Source organism: Streptomyces sp. NPDC002276 (genome assembly GCF_053891435.1).
Map to the genome: position 1 here is coordinate 131513 of NZ_JBSFCQ010000014.1, position 23269 is coordinate 154781.

At 68.9% G+C, this 23269-nt stretch carries 18 protein-coding genes; 15 read left to right on the plus strand and 3 right to left on the minus strand.

From position 1 onward, the window contains the following. Nucleotides 1–78 precede the first annotated feature (78 nt). On the minus strand, nucleotides 79–882 hold the full coding sequence (locus ACWIHT_RS31575; RefSeq protein ID WP_456171691.1) for a C40 family peptidase: 804 nt from the start codon (nucleotides 880–882) through the stop codon (nucleotides 79–81). A gap of 761 nt (nucleotides 883–1643) precedes the next feature. Here ACWIHT_RS31575 and ACWIHT_RS31580 point away from each other — a divergent pair. The 14 genes from ACWIHT_RS31580 to nuoN are packed head-to-tail and all read left to right on the plus strand — an operon-like array spanning nucleotide 1644 to nucleotide 17559. Continuing rightward, nucleotides 1644–2003 carry an NADH-quinone oxidoreductase subunit A gene (locus ACWIHT_RS31580; RefSeq protein ID WP_007383963.1) on the plus strand — a complete coding sequence of 120 codons (360 nt, stop codon included), beginning with the start codon at nucleotides 1644–1646 and terminating at the stop codon, nucleotides 2001–2003. 14 nt (nucleotides 2004–2017) lie between these two features. Then, nucleotides 2018–2572, plus strand: coding sequence for a NuoB/complex I 20 kDa subunit family protein (locus ACWIHT_RS31585; RefSeq protein WP_007383964.1), 555 nt, complete (start codon nucleotides 2018–2020; stop codon nucleotides 2570–2572). Beyond that, nucleotides 2569–3309, plus strand: a complete 741-nt coding sequence (locus ACWIHT_RS31590; RefSeq protein WP_456171692.1) for an NADH-quinone oxidoreductase subunit C — start codon at nucleotides 2569–2571, stop codon at nucleotides 3307–3309. Before ACWIHT_RS31585 ends, ACWIHT_RS31590 begins: the two co-directional genes overlap by 4 nt. Continuing rightward, nucleotides 3306–4628 carry an NADH-quinone oxidoreductase subunit D gene (locus tag ACWIHT_RS31595; protein WP_456171693.1) on the plus strand — a complete coding sequence of 441 codons (1323 nt, stop codon included), beginning with the start codon at nucleotides 3306–3308 and terminating at the stop codon, nucleotides 4626–4628. The genes ACWIHT_RS31590 and ACWIHT_RS31595 overlap by 4 nt, the downstream gene beginning before the upstream one ends. Next, nucleotides 4625–5473: an NADH-quinone oxidoreductase subunit NuoE gene (gene nuoE, locus ACWIHT_RS31600; protein WP_456171694.1), complete on the plus strand. Its 849-nt coding sequence runs from the start codon at nucleotides 4625–4627 to the stop codon at nucleotides 5471–5473. The genes ACWIHT_RS31595 and nuoE overlap by 4 nt, the downstream gene beginning before the upstream one ends. Continuing rightward, a complete protein-coding gene (gene nuoF, locus ACWIHT_RS31605) occupies nucleotides 5473–6819 on the plus strand; it encodes an NADH-quinone oxidoreductase subunit NuoF (protein WP_456171695.1) in 1347 nt (448 codons plus the stop codon). Before nuoE ends, nuoF begins: the two co-directional genes overlap by 1 nt. Then, nucleotides 6816–9320: an NADH-quinone oxidoreductase subunit G gene (locus ACWIHT_RS31610; RefSeq protein ID WP_456171696.1), complete on the plus strand. Its 2505-nt coding sequence runs from the start codon at nucleotides 6816–6818 to the stop codon at nucleotides 9318–9320. Before nuoF ends, ACWIHT_RS31610 begins: the two co-directional genes overlap by 4 nt. Beyond that, nucleotides 9317–10684 carry an NADH-quinone oxidoreductase subunit NuoH gene (nuoH, locus tag ACWIHT_RS31615; protein ID WP_456171697.1) on the plus strand — a complete coding sequence of 456 codons (1368 nt, stop codon included), beginning with the start codon at nucleotides 9317–9319 and terminating at the stop codon, nucleotides 10682–10684. Before ACWIHT_RS31610 ends, nuoH begins: the two co-directional genes overlap by 4 nt. Further along, nucleotides 10677–11279 (plus strand): NADH-quinone oxidoreductase subunit NuoI, encoded by a 603-nt coding sequence (gene nuoI, locus ACWIHT_RS31620; protein WP_388113626.1) that lies wholly within the window; start codon nucleotides 10677–10679, stop codon nucleotides 11277–11279. Before nuoH ends, nuoI begins: the two co-directional genes overlap by 8 nt. Next, nucleotides 11276–12124: an NADH-quinone oxidoreductase subunit J gene (locus tag ACWIHT_RS31625; protein ID WP_456171699.1), complete on the plus strand. Its 849-nt coding sequence runs from the start codon at nucleotides 11276–11278 to the stop codon at nucleotides 12122–12124. The genes nuoI and ACWIHT_RS31625 overlap by 4 nt, the downstream gene beginning before the upstream one ends. Next, nucleotides 12121–12420, plus strand: a complete 300-nt coding sequence (gene nuoK, locus ACWIHT_RS31630) for an NADH-quinone oxidoreductase subunit NuoK (protein WP_019074282.1) — start codon at nucleotides 12121–12123, stop codon at nucleotides 12418–12420. The genes ACWIHT_RS31625 and nuoK overlap by 4 nt, the downstream gene beginning before the upstream one ends. Before the next feature lie 14 nt (nucleotides 12421–12434). Beyond that, a complete protein-coding gene (gene nuoL, locus ACWIHT_RS31635) occupies nucleotides 12435–14330 on the plus strand; it encodes an NADH-quinone oxidoreductase subunit L (protein WP_456171701.1) in 1896 nt (631 codons plus the stop codon). A gap of 5 nt (nucleotides 14331–14335) precedes the next feature. Further along, nucleotides 14336–15907 (plus strand): NADH-quinone oxidoreductase subunit M, encoded by a 1572-nt coding sequence (locus ACWIHT_RS31640; RefSeq protein WP_456171703.1) that lies wholly within the window; start codon nucleotides 14336–14338, stop codon nucleotides 15905–15907. Then, nucleotides 15904–17559 (plus strand): NADH-quinone oxidoreductase subunit NuoN, encoded by a 1656-nt coding sequence (gene nuoN / locus ACWIHT_RS31645; RefSeq protein WP_456171705.1) that lies wholly within the window; start codon nucleotides 15904–15906, stop codon nucleotides 17557–17559. Before ACWIHT_RS31640 ends, nuoN begins: the two co-directional genes overlap by 4 nt. Before the next feature lie 61 nt (nucleotides 17560–17620). On the opposite strand, the gene ACWIHT_RS31650 is transcribed toward nuoN, so the two are convergent. After that, on the minus strand, nucleotides 17621–18151 hold the full coding sequence (locus tag ACWIHT_RS31650; protein WP_456171707.1) for a hypothetical protein: 531 nt from the start codon (nucleotides 18149–18151) through the stop codon (nucleotides 17621–17623). Nucleotides 18152–18407: 256 nt separating this feature from the next. Here ACWIHT_RS31650 and recQ point away from each other — a divergent pair, with 256 nt between their 5' ends. Beyond that, nucleotides 18408–20432, plus strand: a complete 2025-nt coding sequence (recQ, locus tag ACWIHT_RS31655) for a DNA helicase RecQ (protein WP_456171708.1) — start codon at nucleotides 18408–18410, stop codon at nucleotides 20430–20432. A 27-nt stretch (nucleotides 20433–20459) separates the two neighbouring features. Here the strand turns inward: recQ and ACWIHT_RS31660 are convergent, their stop codons facing one another. After that, on the minus strand, nucleotides 20460–23258 hold the full coding sequence (locus tag ACWIHT_RS31660) for a fumarate reductase/succinate dehydrogenase flavoprotein subunit (RefSeq protein WP_456171710.1): 2799 nt from the start codon (nucleotides 23256–23258) through the stop codon (nucleotides 20460–20462). Nucleotides 23259–23269 lie beyond the last annotated feature (11 nt).

The following is a 23269-nucleotide window of genomic DNA, read 5'->3' on the forward strand; positions in this document are numbered from 1 at the left end:
TTCGACGGCATCCGGGTACGCCGAGGGGACCGTCGCCCCCGAGGCAACGGTCCCATGCTCACGGCGTCGTGCGCGGGCTCAGAGCACCCGCACCGCGCCCGTCGGCGGGTCGTAGGACAGCGGCCGCTCCACGATGCCGGTGGAGGGGTTCTGCGCACCGACGAACATGCCGTCACCCACGTACACGGCGACGTGGTACGCGCTGCCCGCGCTGCCCCAGTACAGGATGTCGCCGACCTGAAGGTTGCTCAGGGACACCTGAGTACCGGCGGTCGACTGGTCCTGGGAGACGCGCGGCAGGCTGATGCCGACCTGCTTGAAGGCGGCACCGACGAGCCCCGAGCAGTCGTAGGCGCTGGGGCCGGTGGCGCCCAGGACGTAGGACTTGCCGATCTGCGCCTTCACGAAGGCCACGACGGCCGCGGCCGAACCCGTGGCCGTAGAAGAGCTCGTGGAGGTGCTGGTGCCCGTGGAGGCGGCCAGGGTGGTCCGCTCGGTGCTCCGCGACGTGGCGCGCTCCGCGGCGGCCTTACGGGCGTCCTCCTGGGCCTTCTTCTTTGCCTCCGCCTTCTTCTGGGCGTCCGCGAGGTCCGCCTTGGCCTGCTTCGCGGCGTTTGCGGCGGCCGCGTCACGCTCGGCGCGCAGCTGGTAGTTCGCCGCGGCCTGCTGGGTGGCCTCGGCGGACTGTGCGACCTGGGTGGACAGATCGGCCGTCAGGGTGGGCAGTTGCAGGGTCTGCGTCGTCTCGGCCGCGTTGGCCGAGGCCGCGCCCGCCGCCGCCATGCTGAGAACGCCACCGGCAACTCCGGCACGCACGGCGATGTTCGTCGTCGCGCTGCGGCGGGGTTTCCGGTGGCTGCGTATGTGAGCGGTGTGGGACATGAGACCAACCGGTATCAGGGACTCCTCCATACCTTCAAGAAACGTGTGCTGCGCCACAATTGTTCAACGGACACCTCGAACTTCGGGTGTGTCGTTCTTTATTGACGCCGTAACGGACATTGCGGACCTGCCCGATCAGGCCGGTGATCACGGTCTTTCGTCGTTACGTCCGAATTGCCTGACGACTACCACTGGTTGGGACAGGTGGCCAAGCCCGGTTCTCATCCGTCTCTCATGAGTGTGGTGCAGGTCACGGAACGGTTACCGGAATGCTCGCGTCTCGCGTGGGTACCGCGAGCGGGTCGTCGGACGGTCGACTTCGTGAACGCGTGCACGCGTCCACACCGTGCCGACCGACTCCTTCCGACGTGTGAACGGGCTCCCACTATCAAGCGGCCGCGTCCAACTCCAATTTGCATGCAAGAGAAGTCTCTTGATATTGAGACGCCGCTCGCCGCCTGCGGTGACGAGCGCATATGTCACGTCAGGTGATCGCCCGGGCGCTTCGCGTGTGAAGATCACCGCTCACTCGACGTGATGATCGTTCGTCAGGTGGTGGAGATCACAAAGCTTGTGTAATACCCCGTGTCGCAGATCACAGAGCGACGGGCATAAGATGCGGAGCGGTTGGGCTTGTGACCTGCTTCACATGTTCGCGATCTTCGCCGGGACGGGCGGGAGTTGCCGAGTGTGTGAGGTGGGTGTGAGTGAGTCCGACGCCATCGCCAGCAGTCAGTGCCGACTGAGAGGAGCGAGGAGCGGTGAACGCGTATGCGCCCATCCTCGTACTGGGAGCCCTCGGGGCAGGCTTTGCGATCTTCTCCGTGGTCATGGCCACGCTGATCGGTCCGAAGCGTTACAACCGGGCCAAGCTCGAAGCGTACGAGTGCGGCATCGAGCCGACCCCCACGCCGGCCGGCGGCGGGCGCTTCCCCATCAAGTACTACCTGACGGCGATGCTCTTCATCGTCTTCGACATCGAGATCGTCTTCCTCTACCCCTGGGCCGTCACCTTCGACGCCCTGGGTGTTTTCGGGCTCGTGGAGATGCTGCTCTTCGTGCTCACCGTCTTCGTCGCGTACGCGTACGTATGGCGGCGCGGCGGCCTGGAATGGGACTGAGGGGCCTTTAACTCATGGGACTCGAAGAAAAGCTGCCGAGCGGCTTCCTGCTCACCACCGTCGAGCAGGCCGCGGGCTGGGTGCGCAAGGCGTCCGTCTTCCCGGCCACGTTCGGACTCGCCTGCTGCGCCATCGAGATGATGACGACCGGCGCCGGACGGTACGACCTGGCGCGCTTCGGCATGGAGGTCTTCCGCGGCTCACCCCGCCAGGCGGACCTGATGATCGTCGCGGGCCGGGTCAGCCAGAAGATGGCGCCGGTGCTGCGGCAGGTCTACGACCAGATGCCGAACCCCAAGTGGGTGATCTCCATGGGCGTTTGCGCCTCGTCGGGCGGCATGTTCAACAACTACGCGATCGTGCAGGGCGTCGACCACATCGTCCCGGTCGACATCTATCTCCCGGGCTGTCCGCCACGGCCCGAGATGCTGATGGACGCGATCCTCAAGCTCCACCAGAAGATCCAGTCCTCCAAGCTCGGCGTGAACGCCGAGGAGGCGGCCCGCGAGGCGGAGGAGGCGGCGCTCAAGGCACTGCCCACCATCGAGATGAAGGGCCTGCTGCGGTGAGCGACGCGAACGGCACCAACGGAGCCGCCCCGGAGCAGGATCCGGGCGCCTCCAACCTCCCCGGCCAGCGCGGTGAGGGCGAGGAGATCCGCGTCCAGCGCGGCATGTTCGGCGCCAACAACGGCGGCGACACCTCCGGTTACGGCGGCCTGGTCCGCTCGGTCCGCCTGCCGGGAGCCGCGAGCCGGCCCTACGGCGGCTGGTTCGACGAGGTCGCCGATGAACTGGAGGGCGCCCTGGAGGAACAGGGACTGCTGCCGGACAACGCGATCGAGAAGACGATCGTCGACCGCGGTGAAGTCACCTTCCACATCGAACGCGAGCACCTGCTCCGCGTCGCCCGCACCCTGCGCGACGACCCGGCCCTGCGCTTCGAACTCTGCACGGGTGTCAGCGCGGTGCACTACCCGCACGACAAGGGCCGCGAGCTGCACGCCGTCTACCACCTGCGCTCGATCACCCACAACCGGCTGATCCGCCTCGAAGTCAGCGCCCCGGACAGCGATCCGCACATCCCGTCGCTGGTCGCGGTCTATCCGACCAACGACTGGCACGAGCGCGAGACCTACGACTTCTTCGGCATCGTCTTCGACGGCCACCCGGCGCTGACGCGGATCATGATGCCGGACGACTGGCCGGGCCACCCGCAGCGCAAGGACTACCCCCTCGGCGGCATCGCCGTCGAGTACAAGGGCGCCCAGATCCCGGCTCCGGACCAGCGGAGGTCGTACTCGTGAGTACATCCCAGGCATCCCCTCGCGAGACCACCGAGGGCACCGTATATACGGTCACCGGTGGCGACTGGGACGAGGTCGTCCAGTCCGCGGCCCGGGCCGACGACGAGCGCATCGTCGTCAACATGGGGCCCCAGCACCCCTCCACGCACGGTGTGCTCCGTCTCATCCTGGAGATCGACGGGGAGACGGTCACCGAGGCCCGCTGCGGCATCGGCTACCTGCACACAGGTATCGAGAAGAACCTCGAATACCGCACGTGGACGCAGGGCACCACGTTCGTGACGCGCATGGACTATCTGACGTCCTTCTTCAACGAGACCGCCTACTGTCTCGCCGTCGAGAAACTCCTCGGCGTCGAGGAGCAGATCACCGAGCGGGCGAAGATCATCCGGGTGCTCCTGATGGAGTTGAACCGAATGTCCTCCCACCTGGTGTGCATCGCCACCGGTGGGATGGAACTCGGCGCCACCACGATCATGATCTACGGATTCCGTGATCGTGAAATGATTCTCGACATCTACGAGCTCATCACGGGCCTGCGGATGAACCACGCGTACATCCGCCCCGGCGGACTCGCCCAGGACCTGCCGCCCGGCGCGGTGGACCAGATCCGCGAGTTCGTGAAGAAGATGAAGAAGAACCTCCCGGAGTACGACAAGCTCGCCACCGGGAACCCCATCTTCAAGGCCCGTATGCAGGACGTCGGTTACCTCGACCTGGCCGGCTGCATGGCCCTCGGTGCCACCGGCCCGATCCTGCGCTCCACCGGTCTCCCGCACGACCTGCGCAAGACGCAGCCGTACTGCGACTACGAGACGTACGACTTCGACGTCCCGACCGCCGACACCTGCGACTCCTACGGCCGCTTCCTCATCCGCCTTGAGGAGATGCGCCAGTCGCTCAGGATCGTCGAGCAGTGCCTGGACCGGCTCCAGCCGGGACCGGTCATGGTCGCCGACAAGAAGATCGCCTGGCCTGCCCAACTCGCGCTCGGTCCTGACGGGTTGGGCAACTCGCTCGACCACATCAAGAAGATCATGGGTACCTCCATGGAGGCCCTGATCCACCACTTCAAGCTGGTGACCGAGGGCTTCCGCGTCCCGCCGGGACAGGCGTACGCGGCGGTCGAGTCGCCCAAGGGCGAACTCGGGGTGCACGCCGTTTCCGACGGAGGCACCCGCCCCTACCGGGTCCACTTCAGGGACCCGTCCTTCACCAACCTTCAGGCCATGGCGGCGATGTGCGAGGGCGGCCAGGTCGCCGACGTCATCGTCGCCGTCGCGTCCATCGACCCCGTGATGGGAGGCGTCGACCGGTGACCACCAGTTCCTCGGAGCAGGGCGTCAGCCTGGGCATGCCCCAACTGCCCGCGCCCGCTTACCCGGACGACGTCCGGGCCCGGCTGGAGGCCGACGGGCGGGAGATCATCGCCCGCTACCCGGACTCCCGCTCGGCCCTCCTGCCGTTGCTGCATCTCGTGCAGGCGGAGGAAGGCCATGTCACGCGCACGGGGCAGCAGTTCTGCGCGGACCTGCTGGAGCTGACCACGGCCGAGGTCGCCGCCGTCGCGACCTTCTACACGATGTACCGGCGCCGCCCGAGCGGCGACTACCAGGTCGGGGTCTGCACCAACACCCTGTGTGCGGTGATGGGCGGCGACGCCATCTTCGAGTCCCTCCAGGAGCACCTGGGCGTCGGCAACGGTGAGACCACCGACGACGGCAAGGTCACCCTGGAGCACATCGAGTGCAACGCGGCCTGCGACTTCGCGCCGGTGGTGATGGTCAACTGGGAGTTCTTCGACAACCAGACCCCCGCCAGCGCCCGGCGCCTCGTCGACGACCTGCGCACGGGCGCACCCGTGGAGCCCACGCGCGGGGCACCGATGTGCACCTTCAAGGAGACCGCGCGGATCCTCGCCGGCTTCCCCGACGAGCGGCCCGGGGCCGTCGAGGCGAGCGGCGGTGCGGGACCCGCGTCGCTGGTGGGCCTCCGCCTGGCCAGGGGAGAGACCGCACCCGCGCGCGTGGTCCATCCGCGCGGCTCCGGAGCGCCGCAGGACCAGTCGCCGACCGAGCACCTCAGTTCGCACGATGCGCCGCAGGACACGTCGGCCTCCGACCCCGCCCACCCGGCGGGGCCTGTCGCCGAGGAGGGGGAGTGATGACCTTGGCACCCGAACTGAAAGACCACAGCCCCGAGAAGCTGCTCGCACCCGTGCTGTCGGCCTTCTGGGACGAGGACGAGTCCTGGACTCTGGACACGTACCGAAGGCACGAGGGATACGAGGGGCTCCGCAAGGCGCTCGCCATGTCGCCGGACGACCTCATCGCGTATGTGAAGGACTCCGGTCTGCGCGGTCGCGGTGGCGCCGGCTTCCCCACCGGAATGAAATGGCAATTCATTCCCCAAGGGGATGGAAAACCACACTATCTAGTTGTCAACGCCGACGAGTCGGAGCCTGGAACCTGTAAGGACATCCCGCTCCTCTTCGCGAACCCGCACAGCCTCATCGAGGGCATTGTCATCGCGTGTTACGCCATCAGGTCTTCGCATGCCTTCATCTATCTGCGTGGTGAAGTCGTCCCCGTATTGCGGCGGTTGCACGAGGCCGTGCGTGAGGCCTACGCGGCGGGCTACCTCGGCGAGAACGTCCTGGGCAGTGGCCTGGACCTGCAGCTCACCGTGCACGCGGGCGCCGGCGCGTACATCTGCGGTGAGGAGACCGCACTGCTCGACTCGCTCGAAGGCCGCCGTGGTCAACCGCGGCTCCGTCCCCCTTTCCCTGCCGTCGCGGGCCTCTATGCGTGCCCGACTGTCGTGAATAACGTCGAGTCGATCGCGTCAGTTCCCGCGATTCTGCAAAAAGGCAAGGAATGGTTCAGGTCGATGGGCAGCGAGAAGTCTCCGGGCTTCACGCTCTACTCGCTCAGCGGCCATGTCACCAGTCCAGGTCAGTACGAGGCGCCGCTCGGCATCACACTCCGCCAACTGCTCGACATGAGCGGCGGGATGCGCGCCGGGCACCGCCTCAAGTTCTGGACGCCTGGCGGGTCCTCCACGCCGATGTTCACCGAGGAGCACCTCGACGTCCCTCTTGATTACGAAGGAGTGGGTGCCGCGGGTTCCATGCTCGGCACAAAAGCACTCCAGTGTTTCGACGAGACGACTTGCGTCGTGCGTGCCGTCACCCGCTGGACCGAGTTCTACGCCCACGAGTCCTGCGGCAAGTGCACACCGTGCCGCGAAGGGACGTACTGGCTCGTGCAGTTGCTGCGCGACATCGAGGCCGGCAAGGGCGCGATGTCCGACCTCGACAAGCTGAACGACATCGCCGACAACATCAACGGCAAGTCCTTCTGCGCCCTCGGCGACGGCGCCGCCTCGCCGATCTTCTCCTCGCTCAAGTACTTCCGCGAGGAGTACGAGCAGCACATCACGGGCCGGGGCTGCCCCTTCGACCCGGCCAAGTCCACGGCCTGGGCCGACCGCACGGAGGTGAACGCATGACGGTGACCACGAGCGCTCCCTCCGGTGGAGGGGAGGCGGCGGTCCCGCCGGAAGATCTCGTCTCGCTGACGATCGACGGCGCCGAGATCAGTGTGCCCAAGGGCACCCTGGTCATCCGCGCCGCCGAGCAACTCGGTATCGAGATCCCCCGGTTCTGCGACCACCCTCTCCTCGACCCGGCCGGCGCCTGCCGTCAGTGCATCGTCGAGGTCGAGGGCCAGCGCAAACCGATGGCGTCCTGCACGATCACGTGCACGGACGGCATGGTCGTCAAGACCCAGCTCAGCTCGCCCGTGGCCGAGAAGGCCCAGCACGGTGTGATGGAGCTGCTCCTCATCAACCACCCGCTGGACTGCCCGGTCTGCGACAAGGGCGGCGAGTGCCCCCTGCAGAACCAGGCGATGTCCCACGGCCAGGCGGACTCCCGCTTCGAGGGCCGGAAGCGGACCTACGAGAAGCCCGTCCCGATCTCCACCCAGGTGCTGCTGGACCGCGAGCGGTGCGTGCTGTGCGCCCGCTGCACCCGGTTCTCCAACCAGATCGCGGGCGACCCGATGATCGAGCTGCTGGAGCGCGGCGCGCTGCAACAGGTCGGCACCGGTGAGGGCGACCCCTTCGAGTCGTACTTCTCCGGGAACACCATCCAGATCTGCCCGGTGGGCGCGCTGACCTCGGCGGCGTACCGATTCCGCTCCCGCCCCTTCGACCTGGTCTCCACGCCCTCCGTGTGCGAGCACTGCTCCGGGGGCTGCGCGACCCGCACCGACCACCGGCGCGGCAAGGTCATGCGGCGCCTGGCGGCCGTCGACCCCGAGGTCAACGAGGAGTGGATCTGCGACAAGGGGCGCTTCGGCTTCCGGTACGCGCAGCAGCGCGACCGGCTGGAGACGCCGCTGATCCGCAACCCCGAGGGTGAACTCGTCCCCGCCTCCTGGCCGGAGGCGCTCCAGATCGCCGCCCAGGGGCTGCTCGCCTCGCGGGGCCGCACCGGTGTCCTGACCGGCGGTCGGCTCACCATCGAGGACGCCTACGCGTACAGCAAGTTCGCGCGCGTGGCGCTCGACACGAACGACATCGACTTCCGCGCGCGCGTGCACAGCAGCGAGGAGGCCGACTTCCTGGCCGCCCGGGTCGCGGGCCGCGGCCGGGACCTCGACGGTACGGGTGTCACGTACACCTCCCTGGAGAAGGCGCCCGCCGTACTGCTGGTCGGCTTCGAGTCAGAGGAGGAGGCGCCCGGCGTCTTCCTGCGGCTGCGCAAGGCCTCACGCACGCACGGGCAGCGGGTGTTCTCGCTGGCCACGTTCGCCACGCGCGGACTGGAGAAGGCGGGCGGCACCCTGCTGCCGGCCGCTCCCGGCACCGAGACCGAGTGGCTGGACGCGCTCGCGAGCGGGGTCGGCCTGGAGGATGACGGAGCCCGCGCCTCCGAGGCGCTGCGCACCGAGGGCGCGGTCATCGTCGTAGGAGAGCGGCTGGCCGCCGTCGCCGGGGGCCTCACCGCCGCCGTACGGGCCGCGTCCGCGACCGGTGCACGGCTGGTGTGGATTCCGCGCCGGGCCGGGGAACGCGGCTCCGTCGAGGCGGGGGCGCTGCCGTCGCTGCTGCCGGGCGGGCGTCCGGCGACCGATCCACGCGCGCGTGAGGAGGTCGCCGTCGCCTGGGGTGTCGCCGAACTCCCGCACCGCTACGGCCGCGACGCCGGCCAGATCGTCGAGGCCGCCGCCGGTGGTGAACTGCGGGCGCTGCTCGTCGCGGGTGTGGAGCCGGGCGACCTGCCCGATCCGGCACGCACGCGTGCGGCACTCGACGAAGTGGGCTTCCTGGTGTCGCTCGAACTGCGGCCCAGTGAGATCACCCAGCACGCGGATGTGGTTCTTCCGGTCGCGGCGGTCGCCGAGAAGGCGGGCGCCTTCCTCAACTGGGAGGGCAGGGTCCGCTTCTTCGACGCGGCGCTCAAGCCCGACCAGATGACCCGCACCCTCGCGCCCACCGACGCGCGCGTGCTGCACATGCTGGCCGACGCCATGGACGTCCACCTGGGACTGCCCGATCTGCGCACCGCGCGCGCGGAGTTGGACCGGCTCGGCGCCTGGGACGGGCCGCGGGCCACCGAACCGCTGGAGACCGCGGGCGTACTGCCCCGGCCCGCCGCCGGGGAGGCCGTGCTCGCCGGGCACCGACTGCTGCTCGACCAAGGCGCCCTCCAGGAGGGCGACGAAGCGCTCGCCGGCACCCGGCACGCCGCCCACGCGCGCGTGTCGGCTGCGACGGCCGCCGAGGCGGGCGTCAAGGACGGCGACGCCCTCGCCGTGACCGGCGCCTCCGGAACCGTCGAACTCCCGCTGTGGATCACGGAGATGCCCGACCGCGTGGTCTGGCTCCCGCTGAACTCCACCGGCGGGGGCGTCGCCTCCGACACCGGGGCGCTGCCCGGCGCACTCGTCCGCATCGGCCCGGCCACGCTCGCGGGCGAGGCCCCCAAGGAGGTGGAGGCATGAGCAATCTGTACCTCGCCGCGGAAGACCTCTCGATGTTCGGCCGCGACCCCTGGTGGCTGGTCGTCGTCAAGGCGGTGTTCTGCTTCGCCTTTCTGATGATCACCGTGCTGTTCTCGATCGTCTGGGAACGCAAGGTCGTCGCCTGGATGCAGCTGCGCATCGGCCCCAACCGGCACGGCCCCTGGGGCATGCTCCAGTCGCTCGCCGACGGCGTGAAGCTGATGCTCAAGGAAGACCTGATCGTCAAGCGCGCCGACAAGGTGGTCTACATCCTGGCGCCGATCGTCGCGGCCATCCCGGCCTTCATGGCGATCGCGGTCATCCCCTTCGGGCCGGCCGACAACGAGGTGTCGATCTTCGGCCACCGCACCACGATGCAGCTCACCGACCTCCCGATCGCGATGCTCTACATCCTCGCGGTCGCCTCGGTCGGCATCTACGGCATCGTCCTGGCGGGCTGGAGCTCCGGCTCCACCTATCCGCTGCTCGGCGGCCTGCGCTCCTGTGCCCAGATGATTTCCTACGAGATCGCCATGGGTGCCGCGTTCGCCTCGGTGTTCCTCTACTCCGGGTCGATGTCGACCTCGACGATCGTTGAACAACAGCACGACCGCTGGTACATCGTCCTGCTGCCGGTCTCCTTCATCATCTACGTCATCACGATGGTCGGCGAGACGAACCGCGCCCCCTTCGACATGCCGGAGTCCGAGGGCGACCTGGTCGGCGGCTTCAACACCGAGTACTCGTCCATCAAGTTCGCGCTCTTCATGCTCGCCGAGTACGTGAACATGGTGACGGTCTCCGCGGTGTCGACCACGCTCTTCCTGGGCGGCTGGCGGGCCCCGTGGCCGATCAGCTCCTTCTGGGAGGGCGCGAACCACGGCTGGTGGCCGATGCTCTGGTTCGTCGTCAAGGTCCAGCTGCTGCTGTTCTTCTTCATCTGGCTCCGCGGCACCCTCCCGCGCGTGCGCTACGACCAGTTGATGAAGCTCGGCTGGAAGGTCCTCATCCCGGTCTCCGTGGTCTGGCTGATGCTCGTCGCGACCGTACGGACCCTCAGGAACCAGAACTACGACTTCGCCGACATCGCCCTCTACATCGGCGGCGGCGTACTCGCCCTGCTGTTGCTGTCCTTCATCGCGGACATGTTCCGCCAGAAGGCCAAGGACGACGCGCGACTGGCCGAGGAACCCGCCGGGTTCGACGCGATGGCGGGCGGATTCCCCGTACCGCCGCTGCCGGGACAGGAGTTGCCACCGGTGCCTCGGCGCCCCTCGCGACGCGAGCGGGAGCTGATTGTCAGTGGTGGCTCGGATACTGGCAGTGACGGATCTCTGGATGGAAAGGAGGCGTCCGATGGCTGAGGAGCCCAAGGAGACCACACCCGGTTTCCAGAACCCCGTGGCCGGCTTCGGCGTGACCTTCAAGGCCATGTTCAAGAAGCGGCTGACCGAGCAGTACCCGGAGCAGCAGAAGACCACAGCCCCCCGGTTCCACGGACGGCACCAGCTCAACCGCCATCCGGACGGCCTGGAGAAGTGCGTCGGCTGCGAGCTGTGCGCCTGGGCCTGCCCCGCCGACGCCATCTATGTGGAGGGCGCCGACAACACCGACGAGGAGCGCTACTCGCCGGGCGAGCGGTACGGCCGCGTCTACCAGATCAACTACGCCCGCTGCATCCTGTGCGGCCTGTGCATCGAGGCGTGCCCCACGCGCGCGTTGACGATGACCAACGAGTTCGAGCTGGCCGACAGCAGCCGCGCCAACCTGATCTACACCAAGGAACAGCTGCTGGCCGGCCTCGACGACACCATGGTCGATAGCCCGCACGCCATCTACCCGGGGATGACCGAACAGGACTACTACCGGGGCCTGGTGACGGAGGCCGCACCCGGCACGGTGCCCCAAGTCGCCGTCTCCAAGGGCGAGAAGCCCACCGAAGAGGGGGTGGAGGCATGAGCGCGCAGTTCACCGCCGCCGCCTACTCCACCTCCACCGGCGAGGCCTTCCAGTTCTGGGTCCTCGGCACGGTCGCGGTGATCGGCGCCCTGTCCACCATCCTCATGAAGAGGGCCGTGCACAGCGCTCTCTCCCTCGCCGGGACCATGATCATCCTGGCGGTGTTCTACCTCGCCAACGGCGCCTACTTCCTGGGCGTCGTACAGATCGTTGTCTACACCGGCGCGATCATGATGCTGTTCCTCTTCGTGGTGATGCTGGTCGGCGTCACGGCCGCCGACTCCCTGACGGAGACCATCAAGGGCCAGCGCTGGCTGGCCCTTCTCTGTGGGCTCGGCTTCGGCATCCTGCTGGTCGCGGGCATCGGCAACGCCTCGCTCAACCAGTTCGACGGCCTGAGCACGGCCAACGCGAACGGCAACGTACAGGGCCTGGCCGCCCTCATCTTCACCAAGTACGTCTTCGCCTTCGAAATCACCGGCGCCCTGCTGATCACGGCCGCCGTCGGCGCCATGGTGCTCACGCACCGCGAGCGCACCGAGCGGCCCAAGACCCAGCGCGAGCTGTCCGAGCAGCGCGTCCGCGAGGGCAAGCACGTCCCGCCGCTCCCGGCCCCCGGTGTCTACGCCCGGCACAACGCGGTGGACGTCCAGGGCCTGCTGCCCGACGGCACCCCGTCCGAGCTCACGGTCAGCAAGACGCTCCGTGACCGCGGTCAGATCCGTGACGTGTCCAGCGAGGCGCTGAGCGATCTGCGGGCTCTGGAGCAGCGCGCCGAGGAACGCCTGGAGCGCACCGAGATCGCGCCGGCGAACCTCAAGCGGACCGAGGAGGCGTCGAAGTGAACCCCGTCAACTACCTCTATCTCTCGGCCCTGTTGTTCACGATCGGCGCCACCGGCGTGCTGATCAGGCGGAACGCGATCGTCGTGTTCATGTGCGTCGAGCTGATGCTCAACGCCTGCAACCTCGCGTTCGTCACCTTCTCCCGGATGCACGGCAATCTCGACGGTCAGGTCATCGCCTTCTTCACGATGGTCGTCGCCGCCGCGGAGGTCGTGGTCGGGCTCGCGATCATCGTGTCGCTGTTCCGTTCCCGCCACTCGGCCTCGGTCGACGACGCCAGCCTGATGAAGCTCTGAGGGGTCGCTGAATCGTGGAGAACCTGATTGCGCTGCTGGTAGCGGCGCCTCTGCTCGGAGCGGTCGTACTGCTGTGCGGCGGCCGGCGGCTGGATGCCGTCGGCCACTGGATCGGCACGCTCCTGTCGTCCGCCTCCTTCGTGATCGGTGTCGTCCTCTTCACCGACCTGCTGGGGAAGAACGCCGAGCACCGGACGCTCATGCAGCACCTGTGGACCTGGGTCCCCGTCGAGGGCTTCCAGGCGGACGTCACCTTCCGCCTCGACCAGCTGTCGATGACCTTCGTCCTGCTGATCACCGGTGTCGGCTCGCTCATCCACCTGTACTCGGTCGGGTACATGGAGCACGACGAGCGCCGCCGCCGCTTCTTCGGCTATCTGAACCTGTTCCTCGCGGCGATGCTGATCCTCGTCCTCGCCGACAACTACCTGCTGCTGTACGTCGGTTGGGAAGGCGTCGGTCTCGCCTCCTACCTGCTGATCGGCTTCTGGCAGCACAAGCCCAGCGCGGCGACCGCCGCGAAGAAGGCCTTCCTGGTCAACCGGGTCGGCGACATGGGCCTGTCGATCGCCATCATGCTGATGTTCACGACGTTCGGGACCTTCGCCTTCGGGCCGGTCCTCAGCCACGTCGGTGACGCCTCCGAGGGCAAGCTCACGGGCATCGCGCTGATGCTGCTGCTCGCCGCCTGTGGCAAGTCCGCCCAGGTGCCGCTCCAGTCCTGGCTCGGCGACGCGATGGAGGGCCCGACCCCGGTCTCGGCCCTCATCCACGCGGCGACCATGGTGACCGCGGGCGTGTACCTGATCGTCCGCTCCGGAGCGATCTTCAACGCGGCCCCGGACGCACAACTCGTCGTCACTGTGGTCGGCGCCGTCACGCTCCTGTTCGGTGCGATCGTCGGTTGCGCGAAGGACGACATTAAGAAGGCCCTCGCCGGCTCGACGATGTCGCAGATCGGCTACATGGTGCTCGCCGCCGGACTCGGCCCCATCGGCTACGTCTTCGCGATCATGCACCTGGTGACGCACGGCTTCTTCAAGGCCGGGCTCTTCCTCGGCGCCGGTTCGGTCATGCACGGCATGAACGACGAGGTCGACATGAGGAAGTACGGCGGCCTCAGGAAGTACATGCCGGTCACGTTCATCACCTTCGGCCTCGGCTACCTCGCCATCATCGGCTTCCCGGGCCTGTCCGGCTTCTTCTCCAAGGACAAGATCATCGAGGCGGCCTTCGCCAAGGGCGGCACCGAGGGCTGGATCCTCGGCGGCGCGGCCCTGCTGGGCGCGGCCATCACGGCGTTCTACATGACGCGCGTGATGCTGATGACGTTCTTCGGGGAGAAGCGCTGGCAGCCCGACGAGAACGGCAACGAGCCGCACCCGCACGAGTCCCCGAGGACGATGACGATCCCGATGATCGTGCTGGCCTTCGGATCGGTCTTCGCGGGCGGCATCTTCGGCATCGGTGACCGCTTCCTGCACTGGCTGGAGCCCATCACCGGCCACGAGGAGGGCAACTCCCCGGTCAGCGCCCTGACGGTCACCCTGGCCACCATGGTCGTGCTCGTCATCGGCGTCGGGATCGCCTGGGCGCAGTACGGGCGCCGTCCGGTCCCGGCCGTCGCCCCGCGCGGTTCGCTGCTCACCCGGGCCGCCCGCCGCGACCTCCTCCAGGACGACTTCAACCACGTCGTCCTGGTGCGCGGCGGCGAGCACCTCACCCGCTCCCTGGTCTACGTCGACCACACCCTGGTCGACGGCGTCGTCAACGGCACGGCGGCCTCCATGGGCGGCCTCTCCGGAAGGCTGCGCAAGCTCCAGAACGGCTACGCGCGGTCGTACGCGGTCTCGATGTTCGGCGGTGCGGCCATCCTCGTCGCCGCGACCCTGCTGATGAGGGCGGTCTGATACCGATGTCCTTTCCCCTCCTGACAGCGACGGCGGCGCTGCCGGCCCTCGGGGCGGTGGCCACGGCCGCCGTCCCGGCCGCCCGGCGCACCGCCGCGAAATGGCTGGCGCTGCTCGTCTCGCTGGCGACGCTTGCGCTGGGCATCGTCGTCCTGGTGCGCTTCGACCCGGGCGGCGACCGCTACCAACTCACCGAGTCCCACGCCTGGATCGCGGACTTCGGGGTCCGCTACGAGCTGGGTGTGGACGGCATCGCGGTCGCGCTCATCGCGCTCACCGCCCTGCTGATCCCGTTCGTGATCCTGGCCGGCTGGCACGACGCCGACCCCCTGGAGACCGGCAGCAAGCGCTGGCGGCCCACCCAGGGCTTCTTCGCCCTCATCCTTGCGGTGGAGGCGATGGTGATCATCTCCTTCGAGGCCACCGACGTCTTCCTCTTCTACATCTTCTTCGAAGCCATGCTGATCCCGATGTACTTCCTCATCGGCGGCTTCGGGGACCGGGCCCACGAGCACGGCGACGAGGCGGCGGCCACCCAACGGTCGTACGCGGCGGTCAAGTTCCTGCTCTACAACCTGGTCGGCGGGCTCATCATGCTGGCGGCCGTGATCGGCCTCTACGTAGTGGCCGGGAACTTCTCGCTCGCGGAGATCGCGCAGGCGCGGGCCAACGGCACGCTGCACATGGCGACCAACACCGAACGCTGGCTGTTCCTGGGCTTCTTCTTCGCCTTCGCGGTGAAGGCGCCGCTGTGGCCGCTGCACACCTGGCTGCCCAACGCCATGCAGGAGTCCACCGCGCCGGTCGCCGTACTGATCACGGCAGTTGTCGACAAGGTCGGCACCTTCGCGATGCTCCGCTTCTGCCTCCAGCTCTTCCCGGAGGCCAGCAAGTGGGCGACGCCCGTCATCCTCGTCCTCGCCCTGATCAGCATCATCTACGGGGCGCTGCTCGCGGTCGGACAGCGGGACATCAAGCGGCTGGTGGCGTACGCGTCGATCTCGCACTTCGGGTTCATCGTCCTGGGCATCTTCGCGATGACCAGCCAGGGCCAGTCCGGGGCGACGCTCTACATGGTCAACCACGGTATTTCCACGGCCGCGTTGATGCTGGTCGCCGGATTCCTGATCTCGCGGCGCGGCTCGCGTCTGATCGCCGACTACGGAGGGGTGCAGAAAGTGGCCCCGGTGCTCGCCGGCACCTTCCTGATCGGCGGTCTGGCCACCCTGTCGCTGCCCGGACTCGCGCCCTTCGTGAGCGAGTTCCTGGTCCTGGTGGGCACGTTCTCGCGCTACCCGGCGATCGGGATCATCGCCACCTTCGGCATCGTCCTCGCCGCGCTGTACACCCTCGTCCTCTACCAGCGGACGATGACCGGCCCGGTGAAGCCCGAGGTCGCCTCGATGCCGGACCTGCGACCGCGTGAACTCCTGGTCGTCGCCCCGCTGATCGTGCTGCTGATCTTCCTGGGCGTCTACCCGAAGCCGATCACGGACATCGTGAACCCGTCGGTCAAGCAGACCCTGTCCGACGTACACAAGAAGGATCCCAAGCCCTCGGTGGAGGCGGCCAAGTGAGCGCAACAGCCGTCCACAGCCTGTGGACAACGGCGGCAGCCGCGAACCCGATTCCGAAGATCCCCACGCCGAAGATCGAGTACGGGCAATTGTCGCCCACCTTGATCATCCTCGGCGCGGCGCTCATCGGGGTACTGGTCGAGGCGTTCGTCCCGCGCAAGTCCCGTTACTACGCCCAGGTGTTCGTGTCCGTCGTGGCGCTCTGCGCCGCCTTCGCGGCGGTCGTGGCGCTCGCGGCGGACGGGTACGGCACCACCAAGGCGCACATCGCCGCCATGGGCGCGATCGCGGTCGACGGACCGTCCCTGTTCCTCCAGGGCGTGATCCTGCTCTCCGGACTGGTCGGCCTGTTCACCTTCGCCGAGCGGCGCCTCGACCCCGAGGCGCACGGCAACCGCGTCGACTCCTTCGCCGCACAGGGCGCGTCCGTGCCCGGCAGCGACAGCGAGAAGGCCGCCGTCAAGGCCGGGTTCACCACCACGGAGGTGTTCCCGCTCCTGCTCTTCGCGGTCTCCGGAATGCTCGTGTTCCCGTCCGCCAACGACCTGTTGACCCTGTTCGTGGCCCTGGAGGTCTTCTCCCTCCCGCTCTACCTCCTGTGCGCCCTGGCCCGCCGCAAGCGGCTCCTCTCGCAGGAGGCCGCGGTCAAGTACTTCCTCCTCGGTGCCTTCGCCTCCGCGTTCACCCTCTTCGGCATCGCGCTGCTCTACGGCTACGCGGGCTCCATGTCGTACGCCACGATCGCGCAGGTCGTCGACGGCTCCATCACCAACATCAACCCCGCCCTCGCGGACACCATGGGCAACGACGCGCTGCTGCTCATCGGCGGCGCGATGATCGTCATGGGGCTGCTGTTCAAGGTGGGCGCGGTGCCGTTCCACATGTGGACGCCCGACGTCTACCAGGGTGCGCCGACCCCGGTCACCGGCTTCATGGCCGCCGCGACCAAGGTGGCCGCCTTCGGAGCGCTGCTCCGGCTCCTCTACGTCGTGCTGCCGGGCCTGCGCTGGGACTGGCGGCCCGTCATGTGGGGCGTCGCGATCATCACGATGCTGGGCGGCGCGATCGTCGCGATCACGCAGACCGACATCAAGCGGCTCCTGGCGTACTCGTCGATCGCGCACGCGGGCTTCATCCTCGCGGGCGTCATCGCGACCACCCGGGACGGCGTCTCGTCCGTGCTCTTCTACCTGGGCGCGTACTCGTTCGTGACGATCGGAGCCTTCGCGGTCGTCACCCTCGTCCGGGACGCGGGCGGCGAGGCGACGCACCTGTCGAAGTGGGCGGGGCTCGGGCGGAGATCACCGCTGGTCGCGGCGGTGTTCGCCGTGTTCCTGCTGTCCTTCGCTGGCATTCCGCTGACGGCCGGCTTCGCGGGGAAGTTCGCCGTGTTCAAGGCGGCGGCGGCCGGTGGCGCGGCCCCGCTGGTCGTGGTCGGTGTGCTCTCCTCCGCCATCGCGGCGTTCTTCTACATCCGCGTGATCGTGCTCATGTTCTTCAGCGAGCCGAGGCCCGACGGCCCCACCGTCGCGGTCCCCTCCCCGCTGACCATGGCGACGATCGGGATCGGCGTGGCCGTCACGCTCGTCCTCGGTGTGGCCCCGCAGTACTTCCTGGACCTGGCGAACCAGGCGGGGATCTTCGCCCGCTGAGGCCGAGTACGGCCGAAGGCCCCGGTTCCCCTCGTGGGGCCGGGGCCTTCGTGCGTGTGGGTCAGACCTTCGGGCAGACGACCTCGGGGTTCCAGGGTGCGAACAGGCCCTTGGGATTGGGCTTGTAGATCCAGGCGTGGAGGGTGAAGTAGCCGAGTTCCGGGTCCTTCTGGAAGGCCTGCCCGAACAGCGTCGGCGCGGTCGTCTGGCCCGTGTCCGTCACCATCCACTCGACCGCGACCAGGCGGCGCCCTTCGACGAAGTCGGACCCGTCCGCGTACAGCAGGGCCGCCGGTTTCGCCGGATCGAGTGAATCGATATTCGCCTTGTTGACATAGTGGTAACCCATGCCCCCCTCGGGCGGGTTGGCGGCGCAGTCGTCGGAGCGTTGGTATCCGGCGGTGGCGGCGACCGCGAACGCCTCGTACCCGTACTTCGAGGTGGCCTGGTACGTCTTGCTCAGCGTGGTCCACACGGACGGGTCGGGATCGTCGGACGCGGCGTGGGCCGGGGCGGCGGTCAGCGCGAAGGCCGCGGCAGTCGCCACCGCGACGGCGGTTTTGACGGCGCCCGGCAGGGACCGAGAGGACATGGTGGGGCTCCTTGACTTCGGGAGGCGTCCGCTCATACGGCGCGCGCCGTCCGTTCGGTGGCGTGGCGGACCTCCCCCGGCCCGCCCGAGCAGCATGTTCCGGCCGTACCGTCCGCGCCATGTGACGGGAGCCATTCGACTGACCACACCCGGTCACCGCCACCGGCCTGTGGATAACTCCGACGCTGTCAGCGCGGAGCCCTATCGTGGACGCAGTGGTCGAGGGACGACGTACGGGGGACGAGCGATGCACGGGATGGGCGGGACGGTTGTGACGACCGAAGCACGGACGCCGACGACACACGGCGAGAGCGAGGCACTGGCCACGCTCCACCGCGTCTTCGGCTACGACAGCTTCCGCGGCGCGCAGGAAGAGGTCATCGAGCATGTGGTGGCCGGCGGCGACGCCGTGGTCCTCATGCCGACCGGCGGCGGCAAGTCGCTGTGCTACCAGATTCCGTCCCTGGTCAGACCCGGTACGGGCGTTGTCGTCTCCCCGCTCATCGCGCTGATGCAGGACCAGGTGGACGCGCTGCGGGCGCTCGGTGTGCGCGCCGGGTTCATGAACTCGACGCAGGACTTCGACGAGCGGCGCGTGGTCGAGGCCGAGTTCCTCGCCGGCGAGCTGGACCTCATCTATCTCGCGCCGGAGCGGCTGCGGCTCGACGCCACGCTGAACCTGCTGTCGCGCGGCAAGATCTCGGTGTTCGCGATCGACGAGGCGCACTGTGTGTCCTCGTGGGGCCACGACTTCCGCCCCGACTACCTGTCCCTCTCCGTGCTCGGCGAGCGCTGGCCCGACGTGCCGCGGATCGCCCTCACGGCGACGGCCACGGACGCCACGCACAAGGAGATCACCCAGCGGCTGAAGATGCCGGACGCCCGGCACTTCGTGGCCAGCTTCGACCGGCCCAACATCCAGTACCGGATCGTGCCGAAGGCCGACCCCAAGAAGCAGCTGCTGAGCTTCCTGCGCGAGGAGCACGCGGGCGACGCGGGCATCGTGTACTGCCTCTCGCGCAAGTCCGTCGAGACGACCGCCGAGTTCCTGTCCCGCAACGGCATCGAGGCGGTGCCGTACCACGCGGGCCTCGACTCGGGCACCCGCGCGACACACCAGTCCCGGTTCCTGCGCGAGGACGGCCTGATCGTCGTCGCGACCATCGCCTTCGGCATGGGCATCGACAAGCCGGACGTACGGTTCGTCGCCCACCTCGACCTGCCCAAGTCGGTGGAGGGCTACTACCAGGAGACGGGGCGCGCGGGGCGTGACGGATCACCCTCCACGGCCTGGATGGCGTACGGCCTGAACGACGTCATACAGCAGCGCAAGATGATCCAGTCCAGCGAGGGAGACGAGGCGTTCCGCCGCCGCGCCGCCGCCCACCTGGAGGCCATGCTCGCGCTCTGCGAGACGGCACAGTGCCGACGCGGCCAACTGCTCGCCTACTTCGGACAGGACCCGGACGCGGCGGCCTGCGGCAACTGCGACACCTGCCTCACCCCGCCGGAGACCTGGGACGGCACGGTCGCCGCGCAGAAGGTGCTGTCGACGGTGGTACGGCTCCAGCGCGAGCGGGGCCAGAAGTTCGGAGCCGTGCAGATCGTCGACATCCTCATGGGGCGCCGGACCGCCAAGGTGATCCAGTTCGACCACGACCAACTGTCCGTGTTCGGCATCGGCGAGGACCTGGCCGAGGGCGAATGGCGGGGCGTCGTACGGCAGTTGCTGGCACAGGGGCTGCTCGCGGTCGAAGGGGAGTACGGCACTCTGGTGCTCACTGAGGCGAGCGGCACGGTGTTGCGGCGCGAGCGGGAGGTGCCGCTGCGCAAGGAGCCGAAGAAGCCGACGGCCTCGCGGTCGTCGTCCTCCGGCCGGGGCGAGCGCAAGGCCAAGGCCGCGGCGGTCGAACTGCCCGAGTCGTTGCAGCCCGCCTTCGAGGCCCTGCGCGCCTGGCGCGCCGAACAGGCCCGTGAGCAAGGAGTACCGGCCTACGTCATCTTCCACGACGCCACGCTGAGGGAGATCGCGACGGTGTGGCCCACGTCCGTGGGGCAGTTGGGGGAGATCAGCGGGGTCGGCGAGAAGAAGCTGGCGACGTACGGGGAGGGCGTGATCGGGGTGCTGGATTCGCTGGGCGGGGCACCGGCCGCGGCGGAGGTGCCCGCGCAAGCGCAGGCGTCGGCACCCGCACCGGGCCGGGCGGCGAAGGATGTCGACCCCGGTGCGGACTACTGGCCCGAGATGGATGCGGAGCCGGAGCCCGAGGACTGGATATAGGGAACTGGCCCGTAGGGGCGGCGGCCCCTACAGCGCGCGGGTCGCGTATGCCCTGACGTCCGCGTCCGAGTCGGTGGTCGCCGTGGCGAGGGCCGCGCGGGCGTCGGTCGTGCGGTGCCGGGTCAGCGCGAGGACGGCTGCTTTGCGTACGTCGGCGTTCGGGTCGGCCAGGGCCTTGGCCAGGGCGGGGACCGCGGTTTCTGGGTCGGCGGCGGACAGCGCGGTCGCGGCACCGGCCCGGACCTGCCAGGCCGGGTCGGCCAGGGCCGCGACGGCACGGGCCGTGAGCGGCGCCGGGCAGCCGGTGGTGCCCAGGGCACCGTAGGCGGCGGCGCGGACCAGGGCGTCGGGGTCGTCGGCGAGGGCGGAGAGGGCTGACTCGGTGCCGGTGCCGGTGCCGGTGCCGGTGTCGGACGCGGCCTCTCCGAGGTCCCCTAGACGCCCCGCCGCCACCGTCCCCAGCGCCTTGGCGAAGGTGACGCGGACCTCGCGGGACGGGTCCGACGGTGCCGCGTGGGCCAACTCGCCGATGGCGTCGACCGAGACGAGGGCACGGACGGCCTCGATGCGGACGGCGGTGTCGGGGTCGGTGAGGGAGCGGGCGAAGAGTTCGACATCGCCGAGGTGTAGCGCGCGCAGGACGTCGAGGGCCGCCGCGCGGACGACGGGGTCGGGCTCGGTCAAGGCGTCGGCGAGGCCGTCGCGGAGGGCGGGTGAGGGCGGCAGCGTCTCCACCAGCTCGCGCAGTGAGGCCGCGGCGGCTGTGCGGACCTCGGCGGCGGGGTCACGGAGGGCCTCGGCGAGTGCGGGACCTGTGCCGGGCGGGAGGGTCTCCGTCAGGACGGTGACCGCCTCACGGCGGACGGACGCGGCCGGGTCGGTCAAGTAGGGCCGCAGGGCGTCGAGTTCGGGCTCTTCCTCGGCGAGGGCGACGAGTTCGAGGAGACGGGAGGAGGACTGTCCGGGGGAGGGAGCCGGAGCTGTTGTGGGGGAGTACGTCGGCTGCGGTTCGGCGGGGGACACGAGCGGGGCGACCTCCCGCGAGCCCGCCGTGGCGACGTTCTCGGGATGGACCTCGCCGAGTCGGCGGGAGGGACCGCCGGTCGGGGTGAAGTCCTCGATCGGAACCAGGTAGGGGGCCACGGGTCGGGCCGTGAACTCCATCGCACCGGAGGGGGACTTGTGCAGGTCGAGGTGGTGGAACCAAGAGACGTCGTCGCGCGCCGGATGGTCGAGACGGTCGTGGTAGAGGCCCCAGCGGGACTCCGTGCGGGCCAGGGAGGCGCGCGCGGCCATCTCCGCGCAGTCGCGGATGAAGGAGACCTCGGCGCAGCGCATCAGTTCGTGCGGGGTGCGGGCGCCCATCTCGGCGATGTCCGCGCGCATCCGCTCGAACGCCTCCAGGGCGAGCGACAGTCGGGCGCCGGACTTCGGCGGGGCCACGTAGTCGTTCACGAAGCGGCGCAGTTTGTACTCGACCTGGGGCTGCGGCGGGCCGTCCGGGTTGCGCAGCGGGCGGTAGATCAGCTCGTGCGCGTCACGGAGCTGGGAAAGCGGCAACTCGCCCTCGTACGCGGTGTATTGGGCCGCGTCCGCGCCCGCCAGGTCGCCGAAGACGAACGCGCCGATCATGTAATTGTGCGGGACGCAGGCCAGGTCGCCGGCGGCGTAGAGGCGGGGGACGGTCGTACGGGCGTGGTCGTCGACCCGTACTCCCGAGGCCGAATGGCCGCCGCACAGGCCGATTTCGGAGATGTGCATCTCGACGTCGTGGGTGCGGTAGTCGTGGCCGCGGCCCTCGTGGAAGGTCCCGCGGGTGGGCCGTTCCGTGGAGTGAAGGATGGACTCCAGGGCGGAGATCGACTCCTCCGGGAGGTGGCTCAGCTTCAGGTACACGGGCCCGCGGTCGCTCGCCACCTCGGCCGCGAACTCGGCCATCATCTGGCCGGACCAGTAGTCGGAGTCGACGAAGCGTTCGCCGTGCCGGTTGACCTGGTAGCCGCCGAAGGGGTTGGCGACGTAGGCGCAGGCGGGGCCGTTGTAGTCCTTGATCAGCGGGTTGATCTGGAAGCACTCGATGCCGGTGAGTTCGGCGCCCGCGTGGTAGGCCATCGCGTAGCCGTCGCCCGCGTTCGTCGGGTTCTCGTACGTGCCGTACAGGTAGCCGGAGGCGGGCAGGCCGAGTCGGCCGCAGGCGCCCGTCGCGAGGATCACGGCGCCCGCGCGGACCGAAACGAAGCCGCCCGTACGGGTATTGAAGCCCGCGGCGCCCACCGCGCGCCCGTCGGCGGTGAGTACGCGCACCGGCATGACCCGGTTCTCGATGCGGATCCGCTCCCGCATCTCGCGCCGCCGCAGTTGTCGGTACAGGACCTTCTTGACGTCCTTGCCCTCCGGCATCGGCAGCACGTACGAGCCCGAGCGGTGGACCTGGCGGACCGCGTACTCGCCGTGCTCGTCCTTCTCGAACTTCACGCCGTACGACTCCAGTCGCTGCACCATCGCGAAGCCGCGGGTGGCGGTCTGGCGGACGGTGGACTGGTCGACGATGCCGTCGTTGGCGCGGGTGATCTCGGCGACGTAGTCGTCGGGCTCGGCGCGGCCGGGGATGACCGCGTTGTTGACGCCGTCCATGCCCATGGCGAGCGCGCCGGAGTGACGGACGTGGGCCTTCTCAAGGAGGAGGACGTTCGCGCCGTGCTCGGCGGCGGTCAGGGCCGCCATCGTTCCGGCCGTGCCGCCGCCGATGACCAGGACGTCGCAGGTCAGCTCTTCGGCCTCGGCGAGCGAGGGGATCTCCAGGGGAGTGTTCACGGAGGTGGTCACCAGGGGGCCTT